The sequence below is a fragment of the Lysinibacillus telephonicus genome (assembly GCF_003966145.1).
Taxonomy (GTDB): Bacteria; Bacillota; Bacilli; order Bacillales_A; family Planococcaceae; genus Ureibacillus; species Ureibacillus telephonicus.
In genome coordinates this window covers 1-25,147 of record NZ_RXNR01000026.1, presented here as the reverse complement: position 1 = coordinate 25,147, position 25,147 = coordinate 1, and the positions used below count along the sequence as shown (strand labels likewise).

Sequence of the window (25,147 nt, the reverse complement as noted above, 5' to 3'; positions counted from 1 at the left end):
AATCATGAAACGAGAAGAAGCGTTACAGCATTTTATGGATGAATGCGTGTCAGTTCATGTTGGCAAGGTGCTAGAGAAGGTAGATCAGCAGTTCCGCCAAGAGAAGAAAACGTTGCTGCAGCCAATCATTGATTCACTTGCACAGCTGTTTGCGAAAATTAAAGACCAGCAACAACAGGAAGTGTTAGCGCCAGTTGCCTTTATTCATCTATCCTGCCTGAGAACATCATTACTAGAAAACAAGTGTACTTATTTGTTAGAAGCATATGGCGAAACATGGTATTACGATTTGGTAGAATGCACGGCACAGTTTGAAGCGGAATGGCTTAGTGAGGCGATTATAGAGTTACAAAAAACGCTTGAAAACGAAAGAAAACCGTATCTTACCATCCAAACTGCTGACATTCGTTGCATCATTCAACAAACAGTGATCCTGTTTCATCAATATATTATTCAATTGGTACGCTATCTCTTTCGCTATAAAAAAGAATGCGTACCTGAAATGAATTTCAAACGAGCGGCGTGCTTGAGATTCCGTGTCGGTGAATATAAAGGGTTTAGTGAAGATGTTGCGATCTTTGACGAACGGGAACGGGTGGAAAAAAATCTTGTTTCATGGTTGGAGCAAAGGGAGCCTAATAAAGCATATACGTTTGAAAACTTCTCAAATCTACAATTACAGCATAAACATTTCAACCAACTGGACTTTTCCTATGCGAATTTTAACGGCAGTGACTTAGAAGGTGCTTTATTGAAACAAAGTGTTTGCGTTGGTACTAGTTTTGTAGATTGTCAGTTATCGAATGTTGACTTTTCTTATGCAGTCATTCAAGATGCTGATTTTCGAAATGCCAATTTAGTAGGCGCTAATTTTACTCACGCACAGGGGAAAACGATGAGGCTTTCGGGTGGTGAAGTTGCGTGCTACCTTGGTACTGATTTTCGAAATGCCAATTTGGAAAATGCTAGGTTTGAGTTTGCGCAGATTACAGGTGCCGATTTTACAGGCGCGAATTTAAAAGGGGCTACCTTCTTTAAACGAGATCAACATAAGGTTCAATTTAGCCCAGAACAAATAAAAGACATTCATTGGATTAGTTAACTTTGATCGCATATGTGATTTGGGGCAAAAAAATATTAGATACGCAAAAGTGATGGTGGTAAAAGGAGGAAAAGATGGAGTATTTTATTCTTCGGCAAGATCAAAGTATACAAAATCCAATTATTCCTTTAAAGACAAGTGAAGCATTCGATGATGATTTTGTCTATTCGTCTGTATTCGCGGAAGTAGTAGAGAAAGAGAATGCACTATATTTGGATTATTTAGATAAGCCCCAAAGAATTGTGTCGGATGATTTGAAAAAGCTGTTAGTGAAATACGAGGATAACATCGATTTTACAGCCATTGTGTTTACGGATGTAAAGAAAGGAACACAGCGTTTGTATTGGCTTATAGATATTGTGAAGAAGAACTGTATTTCCCATGAGACGACTTATACTCCGGACGGATTAATTAAAGAACTGGTGATTAGTCCAAAGAAAGTGGAACTTGATTGTATTTTTCAAGTCGACACCGATAAGGAATCTTTCACAATTGTCAATTTAGATGTGGCAGAAAGTATGTTACGACGACCATTTCTAGGATTCCAGCTGCAAAGAGTAAGGCTAGAAAAACAATAGTTCATGTTTGCTAAATAATGATAAATTACTGCCTGCTAGTTTTTAGGACAGTGTCAATATGTAGTTATTCACAGTTCGATACGAAAGGGAGGATATCTAATGGCTAAAGTTGTGGAAAATTTGGAGACTGAGAGTTCGGATCAGGAGCAATTTAGTTATGTAGTACATGGAGCAATCATTTCCTGTGAGCATGGAAGCCATCTGAATTATTTAAATTTGCCTCAAGATCATGGCGTTTATATTAAAGGGAAAGCCATGATGAATGTAGGAGATCGAAATCCTGAAAACATCCCGACATTCGGTGTGTGCCTGAAATTGAAAAAACCGTGTACACCAGTATGTTCCATTGATTGGATCGATGGGATGGAAAATGTTCATATAGAAGGGAAGCAAGCGTTATTAAACCGCTGTCATACTCAATGCTCCTCAGGTGGAGGGAAAATCGAAATTGTCCATGACGGGCAAGAGGATTTGGACATACCGAAACAAGGTTTTTAAATAATCAAATTGATTGAAAGGAGGTAAGTTATGAAGTCACCAGGAGAACAAGAAGTACACATGGTCAGTACTTATGCGGATATTGATCTCGTATGGCCTTATCCACTTGTTCGTTTAGATAAGTTAACAATTAAACATAGAGGCAATGACCATGCGAGATTGTATTTTACTGGAATAATTGAACAAGAGCAAGCTCAAAACTACATTCAACGGGTTAGTAATACAGATGAAGTCGTTGTGAAATTTGGACGGGATCGAGACATATTATTCTCAGGAAGAATTGAAAATGCGGAGTTACAGGCATCACAAGGGGTGCATTATGTCACAGTTGAGGCTGTATCGTTTACAGCAAATATGGATATTGTGAAGCGCTCACGTTCTTTTCAAGATGCGAGTATGACGTATGAGCAGTTAATGGATACCATTGTGGAAGCCTATCCTCATGGGGATTACATCGATAATGCTTCTGATGATCAAGCGATTGGTCATATTTCGATTCAATATATGGAAACAGATTGGGCATTTATTAAAAGAATGGCATCTTATTTGCATGCGGTTGTTTTTCCTGATCTACAAGGTAAGGGTCCTCGTTTTTGGCTTGGTCCACCTCAAAGTAAGAAAAGTGTAACCATCGACCATTTGCCTTATCAATTACGTAAGGATATGGATGCGTATTGGTTGATTACTGAAAATGATGGCACAGATGTGAGCGAAGCAGATTATATCTTTTGTGAGTTTGAAAGCACGGAAGCCTATGAGTTAGGCACGCTGGTACAATTAAAAGGAAGAACCTATATCATAACGGTTCGAGAAATCAACCTTGACGTTGGTGTGCTGAAGTTTCAATATACTGCTCAACCAGAGAGAAGTATTCGTCAGCGATTGGTACGCAATTTAGATTTTATTGGTGCAGCATTTACAGGTAAGATTATTGATGTAACACAAAATACTGTCAAAATCCATTTAGATATTGATGAAAAACAAGATAAAGAAAAAGCACATTGGTTTGCTTATTCAGCAGATGCCAATAGCGTCATGTATTTAATGCCTCAATTAGGTGCACGTGTCCAATTGCATTTTCCAAGTGCCGTTGAAGAAGAAGCAATTGTCATCAACTCAGTACGTGTGGATCCAGTCACACCTGAGGGGAAGCAAAAAGCATCGAAAAAAATGGCGGATTCTACCGTTAAGTCGTTAGCAACCAATTTCGGGAAAGACATGACATTAGGTGTGGGAGATATTACTTTCAGTGCGGTAGATGGGGTATTGGAATTAAAAATGGATGATGGCGAAGGAGTTACATTTCTAAGCAACAGTACAATTATGCTAGCAGCGGATGAAACTCTCGAAATGAGTGGAATGAAAGAGCTATCTATAGAAGCGGAAGAATGGATAGCCGTGTCAGCGCAAGAAAATAGTCATGTAATCCTTGCGGCTGATACCCAATTAATGAGTACGCTCATACATCAAGAAGGGACCGAGAAGCAAAGTCAACCTCCAAAATTAAATCAAGAAGCGATTGAAGCGACGCAAAAAGTTGACGTCATCATCCCACAAAAGAAAGAGAAGAAGAAAGAAAAGAAAGGCTTGTTTAGCAGTATTTTAGATGGCGTTAGTTTAGCGCTCGATGTCGCTGGGCTTATTCCTGGTATAGGTGCGATTGCGGATGTTGCAAATGCAGGACTTAGCTTGGCACGAGGAGATTATGCAGGTGCAGCCATGAACTTAGTGGGTGCTATCCCAGTTGTTGGTGATGCGGCCAAAACAGCCTATAAGGTCAACAAAGCGGCAAAAGCAGCAGAGAAAGCAAGTCAAGCTGCAAAAGCTGTGGATAAGGCAGCAAGTGCATCAAAAGCAGCAGTTAAAGGCATGAAAGCTGCTTATGAAAAAGTATCTAAAACGCTAGATAAAGTCACGGAACTAGCCAATAAAGCATCGAATCCCGTGAAAACGGCTGCAGATAAAGTCGCTAAAATGATGGATGAAGTACAAGCCGTTTCGAAGGCGCTTGATGGTATGAAAAATATTAAAATAGCTAATGCCGCTTTAACGACTTTTAACCACAAAGTATTAAAGAAGTTTAAGAGTACAGAAGGATTAAGTGAGAAATTCTGTAAATATGGTTTTGAACCCGTTGATTTAATCACAGGGCGTATGGTTTATGAGGGCGTCGATTTTGAACTGCCTGGTCCCATCCCACTTTCATGGGAACGTGTTTGGTACAGCGATAGTGGTCGGATTGGCTTGTCAGGTCATGGGATGCATTTTAAATATGATTTAGCTTTAGAATTGTTTGAAGAAGAAGACTTAATTGGGATTGTTGTACCAGATGGTCGTGCAGTAGGCTTCCCGATGTTGCCTATAAACTTGCCGTATTTTAATAAACGAGAAAGAATGACGCTAACAAATACAGGTGAGGAGTACCATTTGTTTGAGCATGATACTCGATTGATTTATGTATTTGAACAAACAACCGAGACAACCTACCGATTAAAAGCGGTAAGAAACGAACAAGATCATCAAATTCACTTTGCATACAATGATCAAGGCAACTTGTCTCAAGTAACCGACAGTGTAGGTAGAATACTTGAGGTGACGACGAATGAGGCAGGCCGAATGACTGAAGTCGCCCTGTGTAAGCAGATGGAGCGAAAAATATTAGTTCGTTATGGTTACAATAATGAACAAGATTTAGTCGAAATCCAAGATGCGTTAGGGCAAAGCACGACTATCAAATATAACAACCACTTAATGACGCAAAAAATAGATCGCAATAACAACTCCTTTTTCTGGCAATATGATGGCCCGACAACAGGGGCACGCGTGATCAAAACTTGGGGCGATGGCAATGTACTAGCGGGGGAGCTTTCTTATCACGAGGGCTATAACGAAATTACGAATAGTTTGGGCCATAAGAGTTTTTATTATTTTAATGAAGATAATCTCTGTACGAAAATAGTGCATCCAGATGGCAGTGAAGTCAGCTATGAATATAATAAAGACTTTGAATTACTGCAAGAAGTAGATGAGGATGGTCGTGTAACAACATACAGCTATGATGAATGGGCCAATCCAGTGACGATTACACTAGCAGACAGTACCCTTTCCTATCAATACGATGAGAAGGATAGACTGATTCAAGCGGTGAATGCTGAGGGCGGATGTCGTCAATGGTTGTATAATGACAATGGGACATTACAAGCAACGATTTTAGAAGATGGCACGAAAACGGAATACTCCTATAATGAGGATCATTTAATTGACACAGTAACGAATGCGCAAGGTCATATGGTAAGCTTAACTTATGATAAGCATCTAAACTTAAGTAAAGTGACATTGCCAGATGGAACAAGTTCCACATGGGAGTATGACGATCGTGGGAATTGTATTGCGACGACCAATCCGTTAGGAGCCACTGAGAAGTACCGTTATGATTACCTAAATAGGCTTGTCCAAGCAACTCTTTCAGATGGGAACAACGTTCAGTTGCAGTATGATGGCTATGACGATGTGGTTTTTGCGAAAGACAATCATACGCAAGTTTCCTTTGATTACACCATTCTTGGCAGCTTGAAGTCCCGAGAACAAGGCGGGAAGAAAGTTCGATTTGCCTATGATACAGAAGAGCAGTTAATTGCTGTGTTCAACGAAAAAGGCGAAGCGTATCAGTTTGAACGGGATGCGAAAGGGAATATCATCAAGGAAATTGGCTTTGATGATATGACAAAAACGTATGAACGAAGTCTAGCAGGATTGGTTCAGAGAATTAATCGACCTGGTAATCGCTGGACAGCATATCAACATGACAATCTAGGAAATGTCATTCGAGCGGATTATTATGACGATACTTGGGAAACATTTAGCTATGACAAAAATGGTTTGTTGCTAGAGACGGCAAACGACCATGTGACGGTCAAGCTCGAGCGCGACGCATCCGGCCAAGTCATCAAGGAGTGGCAAAACGACCATTGGATTGCGAGTAGCTATGATGAACTTGGCAACCGTTCTCAAATTACGAGTAGCTTAGGCGCAAACATTACAGTCGCTCGTAATGAAATGGGCAATGTCATGCAAATGACCGCTTCTCACTCCGACCAAAGCCAGTGGACGGCTTCCATGCAGTACAATGAACTAGGTCAAGAGATTGAGAGAATCCTACCTGGAGATGTTATCAGTAAATGGCAATATGATATTTCAGGTAGACCAACACACCATCGGGTAAGGAGTCAAAACCGCGATACTCGAAGACGTGTTTATCATTGGGATGTCAATCACCGATTACGCAGTATGGTTAACGAATTAACGGGTGTAAAAGTGACTTATGGTTACGATGAATTTAGTAACCTCGTATGGTCTAATCAGGGTGGTCAATTTGATTTCCTATACCGCAGTGTCGACGATGTCGGCAATCTATATGAAACAAAAGACAAGTCAGATCGTGTCTATGGTGCTGGCAGTAGATTACTTGAAACAAAAGATTCCAAATTCTCTTATGATGAAGAAGGAAATCTCATCGAGAAAGTCGAAAACAATGGTGATACGTGGAAGTACGAGTATTATGGGAATGGGATGTTGTCAAAAGTCATCCGACCAGACAAGACACAAGTTTCTTTCAAGTATGATTCACTAGGCAGGCGGATAGAGAAGTGTTCTGATGAGAAGACAATGAGATTCGTGTGGGATGGGGATACGATTCTCCATGAGTATGACTCGCAGAATGATGCAACAGAACTAGAGAGTGATAATCTAGTCACATGGGTATTTAATGATGGCTTCGTCCCTTCAGCTAAAATCACGAGTGAAGGTCATTATAGTATTATTAGTGATTATCTTGGTACCCCCGTAGAAGCTTATGATGATGAGGGTAATAGAATTTGGTCGGCTAAGCTTGATATTTATGGACGAGTGAAAGAATTTACAGGTGAGAAAGACTTTATTCCATTCCGTTATCAAGGGCAGTATGAAGATGTGGAAATAGGATTGTATTATAATAGATTCCGATATTACTCACCAGCTGAGGGTATATATACTCAGATAGATCCGATTGGATTGGCTGGTGGAAATCCAACATTATATGCTTACGTTATTGATCCTAATATTTGGATAGATCCATTTGGATTAAATGTAAGTACAGGAGCTGGGAGAACACATATTACTTATGAGGGTATAAGAAATGGTAAGCGGTATACAGGTTACGCGAGTATGCCGGGAACTGGACGAACTGCTCTAGAAGTACTTAATTATCGTTATTCTGAAGGATTTAATCCCTCAAATCCTAAAGTTCCAGATGTTCGTCCTGAAATTGTATATCACGGTGAAGGTGTAGAAGGTAAGAATACAGCACGTGGCCTTGAACAATATGGATTCGAGGAAAATGTTAAAAAATATGGTAGAGATCAAGTTGATAACAAGCAAAGTCCCGTAGGAAAAAATAATCTCAAAAGAGACAAGTATAAAAAAGCCGCAGAAGCAGAATTGAAAAAACGAGCGAATATTCAAACCTGCAAATAAAGATAAGAAAGGATGTTAGTATGTTAAAAAGGTTTAGTTGGAAGAAAAATGATGTTCATTCAATACAATTAAAAGAAAATTTGTATACCATTGCTCAATTATTAGATATTCCGTACGTTGCATTTTTTAATATCTCGAGTGAAAATAATAATTTTAACGAGAAGTCACTCGATTTAAATAATTTGAAACCTTTTGGGGTATGTATGGTTCTAAACGATTTTTTTAAAAAGTGTTCTGAGGGGAAAGTAAAAAATGTACAACCTAACTTGAATATTCCTATACCGGAGATTTTTATTAGTAGTGACAGGGGACAGTGGGGGAGTCGGTCAGAAATCAGTGATGATAAACTAATATATAATTTGGTGAAAATTGATCCTATAGTCGGTGATAAGGGTATTATGGGTAATGAAATTATTCAATATAATATTGATAGAAATGACTCAAATATCATAAATAACTATGAAATTATTGGATACAATACTGGTTATGAATTGGTGCGTCGCTTAATTTTATCGATTGAGAATAGCCGTTGGATTGATCCATTAAAAGAACTACGATTGCTTGGTGTAGATAATTATCCGTTAAAAACAGTAGAAGAAATGTGGCACTATGGGGTTCCGAAATATGAGTAGGTAATAGAATAGATAAAAATTTTTCTAATAAACATTAGCTTAGACTCTATTGATTACATCGAGGAGGAACCATTGTGAAGAAACTTGATTCTGAATTTAAATATCTAGTGGATATGTACAAAGATCCTTTTTTTCCAACGTTTTTAGTAGATAAACTTAAATTGCATATTGTTAAAGTAGTTCATTTTATTGAGGAAAGCACTCATACAATAGAAGAGATTCAGGAAAAGTTAGATGAAATGACTATAGCTATTAATGAGCTACAGAATGAGTTTTATCAAAATAATAGTGAAATTGAAACGGTTGCACGGGATTCAATTGGAGAAACAGTAGAAGAAATTTTACAATATTTTGAGCTTGATATCGATACTGAAGAAGCTATTAGAGAAAGAGAATGGTAAAAAATTAAATAGACAATGTATCTTTATACGTTACAAACTGCCTCGATATAACCATTCTGTTTATGCCAGGACTTGTATTACAACCGATTCTTTATTATACACTTGATAAAAAAGCTGATTATTCTAAAACATATGTAAAGAAGACATCATAAGTTCTTTCTTTACATATGTTTTTTTGTTAGAAATAGAATTGTTTTTTCGTGTTTTTATTTTCTATATAGATGGTAATGATGACCAATTGCAGTATGAAAGCTATGACGATGTGATTTTAATCATACGCAAGTTTCCTTTGATTACACCATTCTTGGCAGCTTGAAGTCCCGAGAACAAGGCGGGAAGAAAGTTCGATTTGCCTATGATACAGAAGAGCAGTTAATTGCTGTGTTCAACGAAAAAGGCGAAGCGTACCAGTTTGAACGGGATGCGAAAGGGAATATCATCAAGGAAATTGGCTTTGATGACATGACAAGAACGTATGAACGAAGTCTAGCGGGATTGGTTCAGAGGGTAAATCGCCCTGGTAATCGCTGGACAGCGTATCAACATGACCATCTAGGAAATGTTATTCGTGCGGATTATTATGATGATACTTGGGAAACATTTAGCTATGACAAAAATGGTTTGTTGCTAGAGACGGCAAACGATCATGTGACGGTCAAGCTCGAGCGAGACGTATTTGGCCAAGTCGTTAAAGAGTGGCAAAATGACCATTGGATTGCGAGTAGTTATGATGAATTGGGCAACCGTTCACAGATTACGAGCAGCCTCGGCGCAAACATTACTGTCGCTCGTAATGAAATGGGCAATATCATGCAAATGACCGCTTCCCATTCCGACCAAAGCCAGTGGACGGCTTCCATGCAGTACAATGAACTCGGTCAGGAGATTGAAAGAATCTTACCCGGCGATGTCATTAGTAAATGGCAATATGATATCACAGGTAGACCAACACATCATCGAGTACGCAGTCAAAACCGCGATACTCGAAGACGCGTTTATCATTGGGATGTTAATCACCGATTACACAGTATGGTTAACGAGCTAACAGGTGTCAAAGTGACTTATGGTTACGACGAATTTAGTAACCTCGTATGGTCTAATCAGGGTGGTCAATTCGATTTCCTATACCGCAGCGTCGATGATGTCGGGAATCTATATGAAACACGTGAAAAATCAGATCGTGTTTACGGCCCTGGCAGTAGACTTCTAGAAACAAAAGATGCCAAATTCTCCTATGACGAAGAAGGAAATCTCATCGAGAAAGTCGAAAACAATGGTGATACGTGGAAATATGAGTATTATGGCAATGGGATGATGTCAAAAGTCATTAAGCCAGACAAGACGGAAGTAACTTTCAAATATGACACGTTAGGTAGACGGATAGAGAAAAGTTCAGTTGAAAAAACGATGAGATTCGTGTGGGATGGGAATACGATTCTACATGAGTATGATTCGCAGAAAGAATCGGCTGAACCTGATCTAGTCACATGGGTATTTAATGATGGCTTCGTCCCTTCTGCAAAAATCACGAGTGAAGGTCATTATAGTATTATTAGTGATTATCTTGGAACACCTGTTGAAGCCTATGATGAGCAAGGTAATAAAGTTTGGTCTGCAGAGCTTGATATTTATGGCCGAGTAAAGGGGTATGAAGGAGAGAAAGACTTTGTTCCATTTAGGTATCAAGGGCAGTATTCAGACGAAGAAACAGGATTATACTATAATAGATTCCGTTACTATTCACCTGAAGAGGGTATGTATACACAGCAAGATCCAATTCGCTTAAACAGTAGAGTCTATAATTTTTATCAGTATGTTTCAAATTCTAATAACACTGTTGACCCATTTGGTCTCGATTGGAATTATCGTTTGATTGATAGTTCTGGAAATGCATATTACCATGGTCGTGCATCAGATAATGCTTCAATGTTTGATGTAGGAAGACGTCATGCAGCTACAAAGGGGGCAGATGGCTATAGATTTGGAGCAGGAGATAAACTTGAAGTAGTTACTCCAAAAGGGACAGACTATGATACGGTAAGAGGTATTGAAGAACGAGGCATTCAACAAAAGAATGTATTAGGAAGGCAAAGCCCAAATGTTCGTGGAAACAAAATTCATGGTATATCAGAAGCGAAGCAATCAACAATTATAGGAGAACGTAGATTAAATGCAGCTGATAAGTTACTGAATGGTCGAAGTGTAAATAAGCTACCGACTTTAGATGAATTAGAATTTGAAAAAATAAAATGTACCTAAAGGGGTATTCTGAAGAATGAATTATAATAATAAAGCTTTAAAAATTTTATTAAATTATAGCTTGTTGAATCCAGAGAAAACATTAGAGGAAGATTTTCAGTATGCTAAAACTGCAGGTTATATGTTTGACAAAATTGAACAGACGCATAATGAAGCTATTGAGAATGCAATTACTGAATTGAAACAATGTTCTAAACGTTTCACAGTGGATTTGTTTCTAGCAAGTTTAAGTAACCAACATTTAGATTGGAGATCGGGATTACCAGTATATGTGATTATGAAACAATTTCCTATCCATGATTTTAAAAGTGATTTTATATCTTGTGAAATATGTGGAAATAATCCCGATTCTTTGGTGGACCTTACATTTGTTAACAAAATTCGTTTCGGTATTGGTGGAATTATTTCAGGTAACATATATGATTTTTCATTTATACTTCAACAGCATAATAAGCTTCCCCATGTAAAGCCGACAAAGAAAGATTTTGATATTTTTAAGTTTATTATTGAGATTATTAGAAATGCAGAAACTAATGATACACCATCTAAAGTTCAAAAAAAGATTGGAAAAATTAAAGGTTTTAAATCAAATGAAGAACAAAGAAAAGCATTGCTTGAGACGCTTGGTTTCTGTAGTATTTTAGAAACAGAAGAGCATAAAGGTTTTTTACATCAATTCATAAATCTTGGTTTAGCCCCAAGATCTAGACATAGCTCAGATTGGTTATATCCCGTCGATTGGTGGAAAGGGAAAGATGGGATAAATGAAGACGCACTAAAATATTGGTTTGGAGAATATGAGGAATTACAAGATTTGTTTATGTAAAGAATATAAGTATTTGGCTTATATTAAGTGTTTTTCAGATTACTAAAAAAAGTCTTGAATCGAAAGTAGTGAATAATTGTTCAAAAGCGGCCTGAGCCTTGAATTCTAAAGGGCTCAGGCCGTTTAAACTTTTATAGTATTGATAGTGATTAAAAAATGGATATAGTATCTCATAGAGAAAGTCGAAAAGAATAGTGATACGTGGAAATACGAGTATTATGGCAATGGCATGATGTCAAAAATCATTAAGCCAGATAAGTCGGAAGTTACTTTCAAGTATGACTCACTAGGTAGACGAATAGAGAAGAGTTCAGACGAAAAATCGATGAGATTTGTGTGGGATGGGAATACGATACTTCATGAGTATGTTTCGCAGAATGATTCAGATAAAATTGAAAATCTAGTGGAGAATTCTAACCAAACAGATGCTGATATGGCAGACAATCTAGTCACATGGGTATTTAATGACGGCTTCGTCCCATCTGCAAAAATCACAAGTGAGGGCCATTACAGTATAATTAGTGATTATCTTGGTGCACCTGTCGAAGCTTATGATGATCAAGGTGATAGAGTTTGGTCGGCTGAGCTTGATGTCTACGGTAGAGTGAAAGATTATACAGGCGAGAAAGGCTTCATTCCATTCCGTTATCAAGGGCAGTACGATGATGTCGAAATCGGACTGTATTATAACCGATTCCGATACTACGACCCAGAGCAAGGGAATTATACTCAGATTGATCCAATTGGACTTGCGGGTGGGAATCCAACACTATATGGATTTGTAAGAAATACAAATAATTCATTTGATCCATTTGGTTTGTGGTCATATTACCAGTTAAAAGATGATCTTGGTAATATAGTTTATCATGGTATAACCGATAGACCAATACAAGTGAGGCTTATAGAACATGCTAATGGTAATGGGAATACTTCAAAAAAATTATTTAGTCAAGTAAGTTATTTAGATGCCCTTCCAGACAGAATTGCAGCAAGAAATCTTGAGGGGTCAGCATTGTATCATGCATTCAAAGCGGATGCTAATTTATATAATGCTACAAGACCTGTTTCAGAAGGGTTTTATCATCAATATAATGGTCCTGACAAAATTGCTAAAGGTAGGACTTTCTTAACACAGGCAGAAATAGAAAGTCAAATGAAGAAAGCAAAAACAGTAAATGTTGATAGAGGAGGTAAAATAAAATGTCCAACATAAAGAAATTAGAAGCAGTAACAAAAGCACTTGAAGATTTGTGTGATTCTACTCCAGAAAATCCACTATCATTGATTAAAACTATTGAAAAAGCAACTAGATTAGAGACTGGATCACCAATTTCAGAATTTTTATCTAATCCAGATTTCATACGAAAATTAATTAATGTTGGGTATCGGTATGAGTCAGATGAAAAGGTTTTAGAACAAGTACTATGGTCATTAGGTCAAATTTCTGGTAGAGTTTTTTGGTCTATGCGACAGCTTTATAATGAATTTGAAGCGAATACCCAAGATATTTATAATTTTTTTCTACAATTTATAAATCATGATAATAATAAAATTAGACTTGCAGTAGCGACAGGATTTATTAAATTACCCCAATTTGACGAGTATCCAAATAAATGGAACTATATTATTTCAATGGCGAGCATACCTCCTAAAATAAAGTCTATGAGATTATTTAGATGGGTTGTAAACGCTAATATAAAAAATATACCGAGTGAATTTAAATATCCTATTTGCAAAATATTAAATGAGTATCTTCATGAATCAAATCTAGATATTGATACTCAAAAACTCTATAAAGAAATAATTGTTCAGTTAGATGATAACTTTTTAGAGGGTGTCTAACTTGCAAAAAGCTTTTACCTTTTTCAAATATATTATTAAAATGCAATAAATTCTTAATTTTATGGGTTGTTGCCCTTCTTAATACTATATTTCTGAACTTTAATCTAAAAACGTTTATACAATTTACAACAAGAACCAGGAATCAAACCAAAAAACAGTACTAGTTAGGATTGATATAAACCAAAGTAGGAATAACGTTCACCTACCAACAGGTTACCTCCTGCTATTAAGGTGAAGGATTTCATGTGGCTTAATTAAAAAATCAGCTACAGTAAAAAGCATTGAATCCGTTGCAATATAAAAGCAAGAGGGATTGCTTAAAACTATTTCTGTAATTTTTGTTCAGCACATCAAATTATTAAAATATGTAAAATATCTATCTTTAAATAATTTGAATCTTATTGTTAATTACACAAAGTAAAAAATATAAATTGGCTTGAGCATAGAATTCTAAAGGGCTCAAGCCATTTACTTTTTTCAGGTTTTGTATAAAAATGGATACACTTGCAATTTTTAGAATTTAATTTTCAATATAAATAGTTCAGATGGCAACGACGTTCAATTACAGTATGATTGCTACGACGATGTTATTTTTGCGAAAGACAATCATACGCAAGTTTCCTTTGACTACACCATCCTTGGTAGCTTAACATCTCGAGAACAAGGTGGGAAGAAAGTCCGTTTCGCCTATGATACAGAAGAACAGTTAACCGCTGTGTTCAACGAAAAGGGCGAAGCGTATCAGTTTGAACGGGATGCGAAAGGGAATATCATCAAGGAAATCGGCTTTGATGACATGACAAGAACGTATGAACGAAGTCTAGCGGGATTGGTTCAGAGAATTAATCGACCTGGTAATCGCTGGACAGCATATCAACATGACAATCTAGGAAATGTTATTCGTGCGGATTATTATGATGATACTTGGGAAACATTTAGCTATGACAAAAATGGTTTGTTGCTAGAGACGGCAAACGACCATGTGACCGTCAAGCTCGAGCGTGACGTATCCGGTCAAGTGATCAAAGAGTGGCAAAATGACCATTGGCTTGAAAGTAGCTACGATGAACTAGGCAACCGTTCCCAAATTACAAGTAGCCTTGGCGCAAACATTACAGTCGCTCGGAATGAAATGGGCAATGTCATGCAAATGACCGCTTCCCATTCCGACCAAAACCAGTGGACAGCTTCCATGCAGTACAATGAACTCGGTCAAGAGATTGAGAGAATCCTACCTGGCGATGTCATTAGCAAATGGCAATATGATATTTCAGGCAGACCAACACACCATCGAGTAAGGAGTCAAAACCGCGATAGTCGAAGACGCGTTTATCATTGGGATGTTAATCACCGATTACGCAGTATGGTTAACGAGCTAACAGGTGTAAAAGTGACTTATGGTTACGATGAATTTAGTAACCTCGTATGGTCTAATCAGGGTGGTCAATTTGATTTCCTATACCGCAGTGTTGACGAAGTTGGCAATCTATATGAAACACGTGAAAAATCAGATCGCGTATACGGCCCTGGCAGTAGACTACTAGAAACAAAAGACGCCAAATTCACCTATGACGAAGAAGGAAATCTCATCAAGAAAGTCGAAAATAATGGTGATACGTGGAAGTACGAATATTATGGCAATGGGATGATGTCAAAGGTCATCAAGTCAGACAAAATAGAAGTTACTTTCAAATATGATTCTTTAGGTAGACGGATAGAGAAAAGTTCTGACGAAAAAACGATGAGATTCGTGTGGGATGGCAATACGATTCTACATGAGTATGATTTGCAGAATGGTTTGGCTGAACTAGAAAGTGAAAATTTAGTCACATGGGTATTTAATGATGGCTTCGTCCCTTCAGCTAAAATTACAAGTGAAGGTCATTACAGTATTATTAGTGACTATCTAGGAACGCCAGTGGAAGCCTATGATGACGAGGGTAATAGGATTTGGTCAGCTGAGCTTGATGTTTATGGACGAGTGAAAGAGTTCTTTGGTGAGAAGGATTTCATTCCGTTTAGGTATTAGGGGCAGTATGATGATTTAGAAATTGGATTGTATTATAACCGATTCCGATACTACGACCCAGAACAGGGGAATTATACTCAAATTGACCCGATTGGACTTGCGGGTGGGAATCCTACGCTTTATGGGTATGTAAAGGACCCAAATATTTTATATGATGCTTTTGGATTAGCCCCTACAAATCCGGTTGATAGAGCGTATTTAAAAGAAATATTGGGAGAAAGTAAAAAATCCGGTGGAGCATATATGTTTAGGACAATTGATGTAAGAGATGGTATTACTAAATGGTATGTTGGTAAGGCTAATAATTTATATACAAGATTAAGACAACATTTAGGTTCAGGAAAATTATCATCTTATCAATTGGAGTCCTTACAGGTACTGGTAGTTCCACATGGTAAAGAATTAGATTTTTTCAAAACAGAAGCTGATATAATAAAAGCTTTTGAAGATGCAGGAGAAGATCTTGCAAATAAAATAAAAAGTCCTGGTTGTAAAAAATAAGGAGATCGAGGAGAAATTTTATGGTTTTTGACAAAGTTTATTTCGATAGAAGTTTTAGATTTATTAACATAAATCCAGATATAGAGGTAATTGATGTTGAGGATATAAAAATGCAAGAAATAGACAGTGTGTCAGTTTCACATGATAGTATTAATCATAAGTTTGAGAGTATAAAAAATCTTAATGGGATTTCAGATATTAGAGGTCTTAGGTTAAACTCTTATAACTATAACTCCTTAAAGGACTTGAAAAATTATAGTTCACTAGAATATTTTAATTTTTTGGGGAAAACTGATGAAGTAATTCCTTTTGAGGAGTTAGTTTCATTGTGGTGTGTTTACTTAAATTACGATAAAAAAACTTGCAGCTCAATTTTCCAAAACAAGAATATAGAGTATTTATTTATTGATAATTATAGTGATGATTCATCTGAAAAGTTCAATATATTTACTAATGCTAAAAGAATTGGCCTTGTAAAAACTAAAATAATTGAATTCGAAGCTCTTAGGTACATGCCTTTTTTAGAGCACATAGGAATAGGTTATAATTCAAAAATGACTTCTTTGAAGTGGATTGAGGAAGGAAAATCATTAAATTCAATAGGTTTTCAAAATTGTAAGAATATTAAAGATTGGAGTTCGATTGGAACTGTCTCTACCATAGAAAAAGTAATAATAGAAAACTGCGGTGAAATACCCTCATTAGATTTTCTACATCAACTACCTAATTTACAAGAAGTTCGTATAATTGGAACAACAAGTATTAAAGATGGTAAAATAAAACATCTTTTGAACCATAAAACTTTAAAATATTTATTTCTACCTATTAAGAAAGATTATGATATCAAACTAGCCGATTTAGAGAACTTTAACAATAGGTAGAGAAATTGTTATTATGCTACAAGTATTTAAAAGTTTCAATGAAATTTATTGTAATATTTTTGAAATTCCCTAACCTCAAATACTAGAAGATAGGGAATAATGTAACGTATCTTATAAAGTGTATAGTACTGAGTAAGCGGTTTGAGCCTTGAATTCTAAAGAGCTCAAGCCGCTTTTTAATTTTTACATATTGTTAGGGATTGAAAAATTGATGCTTGTTTACCCTTCATAATAAATCGTTGAAATCTAACAACCTTCAATTACAGTACAATGCGGTTATTATGATGTTCTAGGCAATCACTCCCAAGTCCGAGCAACCTAGGAGTAATATCCATGTCGCACGTAATGAAATGGGCAATGTCATGCAAATGACGGCTTCCCACTCCGACCAAAACCAGTGGACAGCCTCCAAGCAGTACAATGAACTAGGTCAAGAGATTGAAAGAATCCTACCTGGAGATGTTATTAGTAAATGGCAATATGATATCACAGGCAGACCAACACATCATCGAGTGCGCAGTCAAAACCGCGATACAAGAAGACGCGTATATAACTGGGATGTCAATCACCGCCTCCGCAGCATGGGCAACGAACTAACCGGTGTCAAAGTCACTTACGGTTACGACGAATTCAGTAACCTCGTATGGGCAAACCAAGACAGTCAATTCGATTTCCTATACCGCAGCGTAGACGATGTCGGCAATCTATATGAAACACGTGAAAAATCAGATCGCGTATACGGCCCAGGCAGTAGATTACTAGAAACGAAAGATGCTAAATTCTCTTATGATGAAGAAGGAAATCTCATAGAAAAAGTCGAAAACAATGGTGATACGTGGAAGTATGAGTACTACGGCAATGGGATGATGGCGAAGGTCATCAAGCCAGACAATTCGGAAGTAACTTTCAAGTATGACACGTTAGGTAGACGAATAGAGAAGAGTACTGAAGAGAAGATGATGAGATTCGTGTGGGATGGGAATACGATTCTACATGAGTATGATTCGGCTAAACTAGAAAATCAAGTTGAATCAGAGAACAAGTCTGACACAACGGATAACCTAGTCACATGGGTATTTAATGACGGCTTTGTCCCTTCGGCTAAAATCACGAGTGAAGGTCATTACAGTATTATTAGTGACTATCTGGGAACACCTGTCGAAGCTTATGATGATGAGGGAAATAAGGTTTGGTCAGCTGAGCTTGATGTTTATGGTAGAGTGAAAGAATTTACAGGTGAGAAAGACTTTATTCCATTCCGTTATCAGGGTCAATACGAAGACACTGATACAGGGCTTTACTACAATCGTTTCCGATATTACTCACCAAGTGAGGGAATGTACACGCAGGTTGATCCTATTGGACTTGCAGGTGAAAATCCGACTTTGTATGGGTATGTGCAGGATACAAATGTTTGGCTTGATGTGTTCGGATTGAATACGGCAAAAGGTGATGCTGCTGAGAATGCGTTTGAAGCACTTCTGAAAAAACGAGGTTACAATATTTACATGACCATAAAAAATAATTCAAATCATGGAACAGATATTATAGCTCAGAATCCATTTACGAAAAAAGTATTTGTGTTTGAAGTAAAAGCCAATACTGCAAGATTATCGAAAAAGCAAAAAGGTAATAATTATATCAAAGATATCTTTGATGAAGTTTATAATAGACGTACTTTAAGAGGGCAAAAAATTGATCCGAAAATTGTATCAACTGTAAAAACTATTAGAGATGATATAAACAAATATGGTATGTCAAGTTTTGAAGTTAAATATAGTGTTACTCATGGTAGTAACGGCTATACAGCTAAACTAAAAAAATTAAGACATGGTGCCAAAATAGACCCTAAAAAGGAATTTCTCTATTGAGAAATGACATCAAAAAAGGAGTGAAAGAATGTATACAAACAAATACTGGAAGTATTTTAATCGATCTATAAAAGAGTACAAAAAAAACGTGATTTCAGATGAAGAAGTAAAAGAAATACTAGATGAACGACTAAATGAAATGAAAGACTTAATGCAAAAAAATGAAGCAAATCATTTAGCTGACAGCTTAGGTTTTTTAGTAGGAGTTCACCTAGAAATGAATGCGAAAAATAGAATACTAAATGGAGAATCATCAGCATGGATATTATTAGAGCAGCAACTTTTTTGGTTAGTTCAAATGATCAAAAGTAATCCAAGTAGAGGAGATGTATCAGACAGGCAAATAGGGGGACTTATCGGGCTTTCTTTATTGTGGGGTTATGAGGATATTGCAGAGATAACATACAAGTATGCAACTAATATGTTCATGAAAGATCCAGGTTTTTATTCTGAGAATAAAACTCATCATGTTTTCATGACATGTCTATATCATAAATGGAAAACTGGAGAAATGCCCGAATTATTTAATATTTTACCAGAAGATCATGTCTACCAAAAATTAATGAGCAGTTGGAACGATACAAACGATTTTGGAGAGCATCTTTATGAACTTTGTGATTTTCACATTTATAGTCTAAGCGACACGCCACATAAATCAAGTGAAATATTATCATTTGATTGTATACCTTACGATTATTATTGTATTCAGTTAATAAGAGAAAAAGAGGGATTAACCACACCTAAAATAGAGCATCCGTTGCTACAAACACTCTTAGCTGATATTCCAAAGGATAAGCCAGGATATAAACTCGAAGAGGATGAGGTATTGCAATTCGTAATTCAAAATGAAAAGGTACCTGATTCACAACGAATTATAAGTTAAAGTATTCTATTTCGAATCGCACAAAATAAAGTATCAGCTACTTCAAAAGTTAGGAAAAGGAATGAGTGTATGAATGCATTATTGTTACTTGTGCAAAAGCTTTCCTGTGATATGGAGGAACAAATTTTTTCAGAGGTTTCATTAGCTAAAGAAAAGCCAGAAGCATATTTCGAGAAGTTCAAAGACCGACTGGATGAAAGAGGAATAGACAGACCGATTGATCAATTGGCGTGGATTTCTTTGGTTGATGCACTTCTTGAGCATGATTTAGCATTTGAACTCGATTGGAAAGAATCTGGGTTATATATTTGTGATGTTGTTGATGAATTGCTAGATAGAAAAAAAATGGCGTGCATGAATTGGGAGGAATTTGAAGATGGAGAGTTGGATAATCTGACAACGACCCAATGTTTAAATGCCATTTCAGAAAAATTAAAGGAACAGGCAATTTCATTGGCAAGTTTAGATATTGATAGTGATTGTTACGTTTTGATCACCGTTCCATCATCTGACATTGGTGACATTAAGAAGTTGGCACAAGAAGCGGGTTATAGAATTCAAGATTCTTTCTAAATTTATGAGCCCTACTACAATTGAACGAGTAGAGAATATTTACGAAATAACTTTTCCAAACATAGGTAAGAAGAAGCTATTGGCACTTCTTTACCTATGTTTTTGTGTATTAGAGAAAAAATTAACCGTTTATGTTCAATGAAAAAGGTAAAGCGTATCAGTTAGAACGTGATGAGAAAGGCAATATCATCAAGGAAATCGGCTTTGATGACATGACAAGAACGTATGAACGAAGTCTAGCGGGATTGGTTCAGAGAATTAATCGACCTGGTAATCGCTGGACAGCGTATCAACATGACAACCTAGGAAATGTTATTCGTGCGGATTATTATGACGATACATGGGAAACATTTAGCTATGACAAAAATGGTTTGTTGCTAGAGACGGCAAACGATCATGTGACGGTCAAGCTCGAGCGAGACGCATCCGGCCAAGTAATCAAAGAGTGGCAAAACGACCATTGGATTGAAAGTAGCTACGATGAACTAGGCAACCGTTTCCAAATTACGAGTAGCCTCGGCGCAAACATTACTGTCGCTCGTAATGAAATGGGCAATGTCACGCAAATGACCGCTTCTCACTCCGACCAAGCCCAGTGGACTGCTTCCATGCAGTACAATGAGCTAGGTCAAGAGATTGAGAGAATCCTACCTGGAGATGTTATCAGTAAATGGCAATATGATATTTCAGGTAGACCAACACACCATCGGGTAAGGAGTCAAAACCGCGATACTCGAAGACGTGTTTATAATTGGGATGTCAATCACCGATTACGCAGTATGGTTAACGAATTAACGGGTGTAAAAGTGACTTATGGTTACGATGAATTTAGTAACCTCGTATGGTCTAATCAGGGTGGTCAATTTGATTTCCTATACCGCAGTGTCGACGATGTCGGCAATCTATATGAAACACGTGAAAAATCTGATCGTGTTTACGGCCCTGGCAGTAGACTACTAGAAACAAAAGATGCCAATTTCTCCTATGACGAAGAAGGAAATCTCATAGAGAAAGTCGAAAACAATGGTGATACGTGGAAATACGAGTACTATGGCAATGGGATGTTGTCTAAGGTCATCAAGCCAGACAAGACTGAAGTTACTTTCAAATATGACACGTTAGGTAGACGGGTAGAGAAGAGTTCCAATGAAAAGTCGATGAGATTCGTGTGGGATGGCAATACAATTCTACATGAATTTGATTCGCAAAAAGATTCGGCTGAACCTGATCTAGTCACATGGGTATTTAATGACGGCTTCGTCCCTTCAGCTAAAATCACAAGTGAAGGTCACTACAGTATTATTAGTGACTATCTTGGAACACCTGTCGAAGCTTATGATGATGAGGGGAATAAGGTTTGGTCCGCTGATCTTGATGTTTATGGCAGAGTGAAAGAATTTACAGGTGAGAAAGACTTTATTCCATTCCGTTATCAAGGACAGTACGAGGATCAAGAGACAGGTCTTTATTATAATCGATTCCGATACTACGACCCAGAACAAGGGAATTATACTCAGATAGATCCGATTGGACTTGCGGGGAATAATCCAACGTTGTATGGATATGTTAGTGATCCGAATATATGGCTCGATTTGTTTGGGTTAAATAGTACAGGTGGTCACATAATATATGGTGAATTAGATCACTTAGGCCGCCCAACCGGTGTATCAGCGACGATTACTTCAGATATGATTGGGACAGGTTCTCCTGCAAGTTTTCATATTAGACCCCCTGGATTCGGAGGGCAAAAATCTGGACATGCACGTGGACATTTATTGGCAAAAATACTAGGTGGTTCAGGGAAAGATTCTAGAAATCTAGTGACGTTAATTCATAATCCAGTTAACTCGCCAGTTATGAGGGACTTTGAGTTAGCGGTAAGAGATATAGTAAAAAATGGTCAAACAGTTTCTTATAGAGCAGTACCTATTTATGATGGTTCTGATTTAATGCCTAGGGGAGTAACACTGTCAGCAAAAGGAACAGGTGGATTTTCATTAGATGTTACTATTGTGAATAGAAAATATAGTTGTAAAAAATAGTCTGATGTTATGTAAAGAATATTACAAAGTGATTGGAGAGATTAAATGTGTCTTTAGAAAGACTAAAAACTATTTTACCTGTACCTGAAAAAATTTATGGTTCAGGAGATATATCTCAATGGAAAGAAGCCGAGAAGGAGTTAGGTTCAAAATTCCCAGCAGATTATAAAGAATTTATTTCTACCTATGGAACAGGTGGAGTTTGTGGCTTTTTGTGGATTTATTCACCTTTTTCTGATAATGAAAACCTTAATTTTTTTATAAGGTCAAAAGAAGAAAATGATGCATATATTATATCAAAGCAAAAATTTCCTGATGATTTCCCACATAGTTTATTTCCTGTAGAAGGCGGTTTGTTACCTTGGGGAGTAACAGATAATGGAGATGTATTAAATTGGATTACTTCTAATAACCCAGAAGAATGGTCTGTATTGGTGTATGATGGTGGAACTGGAGAATCCTATGAATATAAAAATTCATTCTCTGAATTTATTTTTGATATCTTGAACGGAAATATAAATTGTAATTTATTCCCCGATGATCTATTAGATATTGAAATTGAATATGTAGTAGGAGATGCAGATTAAAACTTGATATAAATTTTTGATTAAAATTAGATTGCTTTTCCAAAATGAGAAGATTTCATATGGTAGTCATACATGTAAATTAATATTTCATTTAGAGTAGCGTGAATTCTGGACTTTGGAGTTTATTGCTACTCTTTTTGTTACCGATCAAAACCAAAGAATAGCCACGATACACAACGAACTAGGTCAAGAGATTGAGAGAATCCCACCCGGCGATGTTATTAGTAAATGGCAATATGATATATCACGGGCAGTTCAACACACCATCGAGTAAAAAGTCAAAACCGAGATACAAAATTAGGGGGAAATCAAAGCATAGTGAAGAAACTAGATTCTGAATTCAAATACCTATTGGATATGTACGAAGATGCCTTTTATCCAACGTTTTAGTGGATAAAATCAAATTGATAATTACTCAGGTAGTTCATTTTCTTGAAGAAGGTAAGCATTCAATTGAAGAAGTTCAACAAAAGCTAGATGAAATGACGATAGCAATTAATGAATTACAGAATGAGTTTTATCAAAATGATAGTGAAATTGAAACTGTCGCGCGGGATTCTATCGGAATAACAGTAGAAGAGATTCTACAATATTTTGAGCTTGATATTGATATCGAAGATGCTTTGAGGAAACGGGAATGGTAAAGCTGTAATAGTCTGAAAATACAGAGTTTAATACGTGGGCTAATAAATACATAATTCGTCCTTAAAGCAAAAAATACGAATTAACTAAGGATTTGTACAACCAGTACGAAAGAATCCTATACGAACAATGAAGTTGATTTGTAAATAAAGGATGTGATGTTATGAATAATGTTTTATTAAGTATTGAGGAAATAACCACAATTTTAGATACAGATTTTATTCCTTTAGAACCAATTGTTACGGGTTTAAGATTAAAGAAACAAGTTGGGACGAAAGATAACATTGAAGATGTAGAGAGAAGGATTGGGGTGAAATTCCCTGCAGATTTTGTAGATTTAATTTTAAACTATGATTTTGGTGATTTTAGTATTTTAGGAGTACATTTTGGTAGTAATACAGATTATCTAGAAAAATTAATAAGTTACCAAGAAGATTTGTCAAATGAAGATGTAAATAGTCTTTCAAATCAATTTTTATGTATTGCAATGGGGGATTATTTTACATTCATTATGGATGTCAATTGTGGAAATATTTACGTTTATGGCTCAGAGACGCCATTTAATAAAAAAATTAAAGTAGCAGAATCTTTTACTAACCTTATTCAAGCGTTAGGAACAGCATATTTTCACAGATCTCAAAACACCCAATCAGAGTTTTTAGATATAGTAATTAATTCATTTGACTCCGATAGTATAGAAGTTTGGAAAGAAATTGTGAAATAGGAAATTACATACCGTACTGTTAGTGATGAACATCAAACGATGTGGAAGCGTTGGGTTTAAATTTAGGATATGACTAGTTCTCTACTAAGCTAGGGGTAGTCCAATGACTTTGGCGAGGATCATTGATTTTTCAAAGGATAGGGTGCCTAGGGTGGAAACTAATGAAAAATACAGCTCTTTGGATTGAACAAGGTTATTGTTCCAACCAATTAAAAAATGCACATTTGCAATCTAAAAGCTTTAAATTAGAAATTCCTTTTATATGAGTATGGAAGTGAGTCGGATATTTGTAGGTTTAAATTGATTGTTGAAGAAGTGAAAAATGAAAAACAATTATTGTTTTCATGGGTATAACAAACAGAGTCTTGTTCCAAAAACGATACATTTTTATACATTACTTGTGCTACTTTTTCACCTAATATACTCTTTCATTTTTGGGATTCCGCTGTAAAATGTCGAAAAACACTTTTAATATTTGGGGATGGGATAAAAAAAAAAGAACTATGATCCGTTTTATTAAGACTGGAGATATATTTTGTTTTTTGAATGAAAAAAATACTTACTGTTTCGGTAGGATTCTGTCTAAAGTTTCAATAGGGAATGTTGCAGAAATTTTAGATTTTGTTTCACCTACACCTGAAATATATAAATGCTATTTTAAATATGTACATTATCGCTTGAATAACTATGTACAAAAATGCTCGGGGTATTCATACTAATCTAGAGGTGATTAGTAGTGTATATCCAACTAAACGTAGAAACAAA

20 protein-coding genes and 1 pseudogene are annotated in these 25,147 nt (G+C 36.5%); all 21 read left to right on the top strand.

Annotation, left to right across the window (positions count from 1 at the left end):
* The first annotated feature begins 4 nt into the window (after nucleotides 1-4).
* The 21 genes and pseudogenes from EKG35_RS10650 to EKG35_RS10550 all read left to right on the top strand — a co-directional run bounded on the left by EKG35_RS10650 (nucleotide 5) and on the right by EKG35_RS10550 (nucleotide 24,382).
* Complete coding sequence (locus EKG35_RS10650; RefSeq protein WP_126294430.1) at nucleotides 5-1,102, top strand: pentapeptide repeat-containing protein; 1,098 nt, start codon at nucleotides 5-7, stop codon at nucleotides 1,100-1,102.
* A gap of 74 nt (nucleotides 1,103-1,176) precedes the next feature.
* On the top strand, nucleotides 1,177-1,680 hold the full coding sequence (locus tag EKG35_RS10645) for a hypothetical protein (RefSeq protein ID WP_126294429.1): 504 nt from the start codon (nucleotides 1,177-1,179) through the stop codon (nucleotides 1,678-1,680).
* A gap of 99 nt (nucleotides 1,681-1,779) precedes the next feature.
* Nucleotides 1,780-2,178, top strand: coding sequence for a DUF4280 domain-containing protein (locus tag EKG35_RS10640; RefSeq protein ID WP_126294428.1), 399 nt, complete (start codon nucleotides 1,780-1,782; stop codon nucleotides 2,176-2,178).
* Nucleotides 2,179-2,208: 30 nt separating this feature from the next.
* Nucleotides 2,209-7,689: an RHS repeat-associated core domain-containing protein gene (locus tag EKG35_RS10635; RefSeq protein WP_126294427.1), complete on the top strand. Its 5,481-nt coding sequence runs from the start codon at nucleotides 2,209-2,211 to the stop codon at nucleotides 7,687-7,689.
* 20 nt (nucleotides 7,690-7,709) lie between these two features.
* Entirely contained in the window at nucleotides 7,710-8,321 is a 612-nt protein-coding gene (locus EKG35_RS10630) for a hypothetical protein (RefSeq protein WP_126294426.1), read from the top strand.
* Between the two features lie 74 nt (nucleotides 8,322-8,395).
* Nucleotides 8,396-8,722 carry a DUF5713 family protein gene (locus EKG35_RS10625; RefSeq protein ID WP_221766327.1) on the top strand — a complete coding sequence of 109 codons (327 nt, stop codon included), beginning with the start codon at nucleotides 8,396-8,398 and terminating at the stop codon, nucleotides 8,720-8,722.
* 312 nt (nucleotides 8,723-9,034) lie between these two features.
* The gene (locus tag EKG35_RS21430; protein WP_126294425.1) at nucleotides 9,035-10,981 is read left to right on the top strand and encodes an RHS repeat domain-containing protein; all 1,947 of its coding nucleotides are present in this window, start codon (nucleotides 9,035-9,037) and stop codon (nucleotides 10,979-10,981) included.
* A gap of 16 nt (nucleotides 10,982-10,997) precedes the next feature.
* Nucleotides 10,998-11,807, top strand: coding sequence for a hypothetical protein (locus EKG35_RS10615; protein ID WP_126294424.1), 810 nt, complete (start codon nucleotides 10,998-11,000; stop codon nucleotides 11,805-11,807).
* Between the two features lie 172 nt (nucleotides 11,808-11,979).
* Nucleotides 11,980-13,020, top strand: coding sequence for an RHS repeat domain-containing protein (locus EKG35_RS21425; protein ID WP_484177322.1), 1,041 nt, complete (start codon nucleotides 11,980-11,982; stop codon nucleotides 13,018-13,020).
* On the top strand, nucleotides 13,008-13,649 hold the full coding sequence (locus EKG35_RS10605; RefSeq protein ID WP_126294422.1) for a hypothetical protein: 642 nt from the start codon (nucleotides 13,008-13,010) through the stop codon (nucleotides 13,647-13,649). The genes EKG35_RS21425 and EKG35_RS10605 overlap by 13 nt, the downstream gene beginning before the upstream one ends.
* Nucleotides 13,650-14,364: 715 nt before the next feature.
* Complete coding sequence (locus EKG35_RS20910; RefSeq protein ID WP_185807718.1) at nucleotides 14,365-15,678, top strand: RHS repeat domain-containing protein; 1,314 nt, start codon at nucleotides 14,365-14,367, stop codon at nucleotides 15,676-15,678.
* Between the two features lie 12 nt (nucleotides 15,679-15,690).
* Nucleotides 15,691-15,834 (top strand): annotated as a pseudogene (locus EKG35_RS20905) (RHS repeat-associated core domain-containing protein); the annotation flags it as partial.
* An 87-nt stretch (nucleotides 15,835-15,921) separates the two neighbouring features.
* Nucleotides 15,922-16,179, top strand: coding sequence for a GIY-YIG nuclease family protein (locus tag EKG35_RS21270; RefSeq protein ID WP_126294458.1), 258 nt, complete (start codon nucleotides 15,922-15,924; stop codon nucleotides 16,177-16,179).
* A gap of 20 nt (nucleotides 16,180-16,199) precedes the next feature.
* Nucleotides 16,200-17,060, top strand: coding sequence for a hypothetical protein (locus EKG35_RS10585; protein ID WP_126294421.1), 861 nt, complete (start codon nucleotides 16,200-16,202; stop codon nucleotides 17,058-17,060).
* A gap of 350 nt (nucleotides 17,061-17,410) precedes the next feature.
* Nucleotides 17,411-18,931, top strand: a complete 1,521-nt coding sequence (locus tag EKG35_RS21420; protein WP_126294420.1) for an RHS repeat domain-containing protein — start codon at nucleotides 17,411-17,413, stop codon at nucleotides 18,929-18,931.
* A 28-nt stretch (nucleotides 18,932-18,959) separates the two neighbouring features.
* Nucleotides 18,960-19,814, top strand: coding sequence for a hypothetical protein (locus EKG35_RS10575; RefSeq protein ID WP_126294419.1), 855 nt, complete (start codon nucleotides 18,960-18,962; stop codon nucleotides 19,812-19,814).
* 69 nt (nucleotides 19,815-19,883) lie between these two features.
* Nucleotides 19,884-20,387 (top strand): DUF6630 family protein, encoded by a 504-nt coding sequence (locus EKG35_RS10570; protein WP_126294418.1) that lies wholly within the window; start codon nucleotides 19,884-19,886, stop codon nucleotides 20,385-20,387.
* Nucleotides 20,388-20,518: 131 nt separating this feature from the next.
* Entirely contained in the window at nucleotides 20,519-22,429 is a 1,911-nt protein-coding gene (locus tag EKG35_RS21255; protein ID WP_126294417.1) for a DNA/RNA non-specific endonuclease, read from the top strand.
* Nucleotides 22,430-22,476: 47 nt separating this feature from the next.
* Nucleotides 22,477-23,016, top strand: a complete 540-nt coding sequence (locus tag EKG35_RS10560; protein WP_185807717.1) for an SMI1/KNR4 family protein — start codon at nucleotides 22,477-22,479, stop codon at nucleotides 23,014-23,016.
* 389 nt (nucleotides 23,017-23,405) lie between these two features.
* Nucleotides 23,406-23,660 carry a DUF5713 family protein gene (locus EKG35_RS10555; RefSeq protein WP_410799844.1) on the top strand — a complete coding sequence of 85 codons (255 nt, stop codon included), beginning with the start codon at nucleotides 23,406-23,408 and terminating at the stop codon, nucleotides 23,658-23,660.
* Nucleotides 23,661-23,821: 161 nt separating this feature from the next.
* Nucleotides 23,822-24,382, top strand: a complete 561-nt coding sequence (locus tag EKG35_RS10550; RefSeq protein ID WP_126294415.1) for an SMI1/KNR4 family protein — start codon at nucleotides 23,822-23,824, stop codon at nucleotides 24,380-24,382.
* Nucleotides 24,383-25,147: the final 765 nt, after the last annotated feature.